Consider the following 538-nt stretch of genomic DNA (forward strand, 5'->3'; position numbering starts at 1 on the left):
AAAAAGCTTTGCGTACTACACGCGAGCAACAGTGATAATAAGGGGTATCTTCTAGACTAACGATTGTCTGTCTTGGTCTGGCCATCTTTAAATACCATTTAGCAGGGGGTAAATAAAGCGTAGTTTACTGTCTATTATTTCGCCAACTATTTTGGGTGGCTATGTTAATTTTATACAGCCAGTTTTACTTTGCTCAAAAAAAACACTGTTAAATTTAGGTACCACAGCAAGCTTCAACTCTTTTCCATAGACAGAAGATATGGGGATGACACTAAAGACAATTAACAATACGAGTAATCTCGCCACATAACCTCCTGAGATAAATCAGAGCACTAGTCTGCTTTACAATAAAAGATAGCAAAGGGATTCAGTTAAAGATATGAGATGAAACAATATTACTGAACATAGACGTGTGGGGTAATCGATATTATTGAGTTTTCAAGCTGGAGGCTCCTCTTACATTGCCACCCATTTTTATGGTTCTTAAATTGCCACCCACACTCTTAACAACTATTTTGGGTGGCCTTGTTAATTTGTT

The 538-nt window shown here is 37.2% G+C and carries 1 pseudogene; it reads right to left on the reverse strand.

What is annotated here, in order from left to right:
- Nucleotides 1-85 (reverse strand): annotated as a pseudogene (locus tag AC19MV_RS23075) (Mobile element protein); the annotation flags it as partial.
- Between the last annotated feature and the right edge of the window lie 453 nt (nucleotides 86-538).

It is taken from the genome of Shewanella sp. MF05913 (assembly GCF_059758095.1).